2 protein-coding genes and 1 pseudogene are annotated in these 3,179 nt (G+C 70.7%); all 3 read right to left on the bottom strand.

Features of this window, described 5'->3' with window-relative positions:
• Window positions 1–798 (bottom strand): annotated as a pseudogene (locus Q0116_RS09845) (cysteine--tRNA ligase); the annotation flags it as partial.
• A gap of 476 nt (window positions 799–1,274) precedes the next feature.
• On the bottom strand, window positions 1,275–2,537 hold the full coding sequence (gene ilvA / locus Q0116_RS09840; RefSeq protein WP_297887476.1) for a threonine ammonia-lyase: 1,263 nt from the start codon (window positions 2,535–2,537) through the stop codon (window positions 1,275–1,277).
• Between the two features lie 102 nt (window positions 2,538–2,639).
• Window positions 2,640–3,179, bottom strand: a 540-nt coding sequence (locus Q0116_RS09835; protein ID WP_297887474.1) for an FAD-binding domain-containing protein, incomplete at its 5' end; no start/stop codon positions are given.

The following is a 3,179-nucleotide window of genomic DNA, read 5'->3' as shown; positions in this document are numbered from 1 at the left end:
CTCGCCGGTGGCCGCCTCCGACTGCGCGATCTCGTTCTCGTGGTGCGGGAAGACGAGGTCGCGCCCGCCCATGTGAATGTCGAGGGTGTCGCCGAGGTGCGTCGTCGACATCGCCGAGCACTCGACGTGCCACCCGGGTCGCCCCTCGCCCCACGGCGATTCCCACGTCTCGCCCGCGGGCGTCTCCGCGCCGTGGTCGTGCTTCGCGTGTTCGCGCGCGGCGGTCTCGCTCACGCCGTCGGCCTTCCACAGCGCGAAGTCCGCCGGATTCCGCTTCTCCGAGCGCTCGTCCGGCTCGCCCTGCGCCTCGAGCGCGTCGACCTCTTGGTTCGAGAGCTTCCCGTACTCGTCGAAGCTGGTCACGTCGAAGTAGACGGAGCCGTTCGACTCGTAGGCGTACCCCTTCTCGATCAGCGTCTCGACGAGGTCGCGGATCTCCGGGACGTGCTCGGTGACGCGGGGGTACACCTCGGCCCGCCTGAGGTTCAGTCCGCGCATCGCGTCGAAGGTGGTGGCGGTGAACGCCTCGGCCACGTCGCGCTCGGCGGCCCAGTCGTCGCGCTCGCCGACGCGGGCCGTGATCTTCTCGTTGACGTCGGTGACGTTCTCGACGTGGCGCACGTCGTAGCCGAGGTGGTCGAGCCAGCGGTGGAGCACGTCCGCGTGGAACCACAGGCGGGCGTGCCCGAGGTGCGGGTCGTCCGACACCGTCAGGCCGCAGACGTACAGCGTGACGTCGCCGTCGGCCGTGAACTCGACGCGCTCGTCTTCCAGGGTGTCGGTAACGACGAGACTCATTACGAGACGGTTGCCGAGGTGAGCGCTTCAAATCGTCGGATCAAGTCGGATCGGCTCTGATTCGATTACGACTCGCCGCGGATGGCGGGTCGGTCGCGGACGCCGTCGTCGGATCGGCTATGAACGCCGTTGGCAGATCGGCGACGGACACCGCCAAACCCCCAGTCGCGAGGCGGGCGCACGCTCGTTGCGCTCCTCGTCACTCGCTGCGCTCGTTCCTGCGGTGCTTACGTCGCCATCAGAACGCGGAGCGTTCTGATTGGCTCACGAGAGCTTCACTCTCGTGAACGCCTGCGCCCGCCTCGCGACTGCCCCTTCGAAATCCCACCCGCACCGCAGCCTCACACCTCCCCAGCCTCGCCGCTCACGCCCTGCGGGCGTTCGCGGCGTCCCTCGCGCGTGCGACTCGCGGCCTCCGGCCGCTCGTCGGCACGCGCCACCGCAGTTACTTTCAGGAGCAGATGTGACCTCTCGCCTCACCGTTCCTGCGTCGTCCACGCCACCTCGTACCCCGCCTCGCGCACCGCCGTCAGGACGCGGTCCACGTGCGCCGGCCCGTTCGTCTCCACCTCGAACACGAGGTCGGCGTCGCCGACCGGGAGGTCCGGCCGGCTGCGCTCGTGGCGCACGGTCCGGATGTTCGCGCGCTCCGCGCCGATCAGCGTGCTGATCTCCCCCATCGTCCCGGGCGTGTCGTCGATCCGGACGGAGAGCTCGATCAGCTGGTGGCGGTCGACGAGGGCGTGGGTCACCACCTCCTTCAGCGTCGTCACGTCGATGTTGCCGCCACAGAGGAGGGGAACGACGGTTTCGCCAGCCAAGTCCAGCCCGTCGACCGCGTCGTCGTTTAAAAGGGCCGCCGCGGCGGTCGCGCCCGCGCCCTCGACCATCTGCTTCGCGCGCTCCAAGAGGAGCAGGATCGCGCTCGCCACGTCGTCGTCGCTCACGACCACCACGTCGTCGAGGTGCTCGTCGAGGAGCCCGAACGTGAGGTCGCTCAGGCCGCCGGTCGCGATCCCGTCCGCGATGGTGTCGGGCTCGTCGCGCGTCACGAGCTCGCCCGCCGCGAGGCTCTCCGAGAGCGTCGACGCCCCCTCGGTCTGAACGCCGACGACCCGCGTCTCCGGCGCTCTCGCCTTGACTGCGGTCGCGACGCCACCGGCGAGCCCCCCGCCGCCGACCGGGACGAGGACGGTGTCGACGGCCGGGACCTGATCGAGCACCTCCAGCCCGAGCGTCCCCTGTCCGGCGACCACGTCCGGGTCGTCGAACGCGTGGACGAACCGCGTGCCCGGGTCGTCGACCAGCGTCTGGGCGTGCGCCATCGCCTCGGGAAACGCGCTCCCTCGGAGCACGACCTCGGCCCCGTAGCCGCGGGTCGCCTCGATCTTCGCCGCCGGCGCGGACTCCGGCATCACGATCGTCGCGTCGATCCCGGCGTCCGCCGCCGCCAGCGCCACCCCCTGCGCGTGGTTCCCCGCGCTCGCGGCCACGACGCGCTCGACCGCCGGCTCGTCGGGTCCCGCGCCGCCGCCGTCGTCCGCCCGCGAGATCGCGTTGTACGCGCCCCGCGTCTTGAACGAGCCGGTGCGCTGGAGGTGTTCCATCTTCAGGCGCACGTCCGCGCCGCACCGGTCGCTCAGCGACCGACTCCGCTCGACGGGCGTCCGCTGGACGATGTCGGTGCCGGCGAGCCGCTCGGCGGCGGCCTCGACGTCGTCGATCGCGACTGGGGACATACCGGAGCCGTTCTCGGTGGCCCCCGAAAAGGACTCGGTTACGGAACGCGGTTTCACCCCACCGTTTCGGGTCGAGCCGCCGCCCGCGGTCGCTCCGCGGCGTCAGCGTTTCCCGAGCGCCTCCTCGAAGACGCGCTGGGCCCGCTCGTACCCCTCGTTCCGGTCGACGATCGGGTGCGCGTAGTCGGGCGCGAGCTCCTCGCGCTCCGCCCGCGAGAGGGTGGGCCAGTCGACGACCTTCCCGGCCGGCACGTCCGAGAGCTCCGGGACGTACGCCTTCACGAAGCGGGCGCCGTCGTCGTACTTCGACATCTGACTCACCGGGTCGAAGATGCGCACGTCCACGGAGTCGGTGCCGGTGGAGGCGGTCCACTGCCACGCGCCGTGGTTCGAGGCGTAGTCGTGGTCGATCAGCTGCTTCGTGAAGTAGCGCGCGCCGCGCCGCCAGTCGATCAGGAGGTGCTTCGTGAGGAAGCTCGCGACCACCTGCCGCGGGCGGTTGTGGATGTACCCCTCCTCGTTCAGCTGTCGCATCCCGGCGTCGACGAGCGGGTAGCCGGTCTCGCCCCGGGTCCACGCCTCGAAGGCCGCGTCGTCGTCGCGCCACGCGATCTCGTTCGGGAACGACTTGTAGTTCGACAC

It is taken from the genome of uncultured Halorubrum sp. (assembly GCF_937146585.1).
GTDB lineage: Archaea > Halobacteriota > Halobacteria > Halobacteriales > Haloferacaceae > Halorubrum > Halorubrum miltondacostae.
Note: the sequence above shows the minus strand (reverse complement) of the source record. Positions and strands in the feature narration are given on the sequence as shown.

Bases quoted from the DNA above. Each gene is read 5' to 3' on its own strand.
- ilvA (WP_297887476.1), bottom strand. From the start codon at position 2,537: ATGTCCCCAGTCGCGATCGACGACGTCGAGGCCGCCGCCGAGCGGCTC.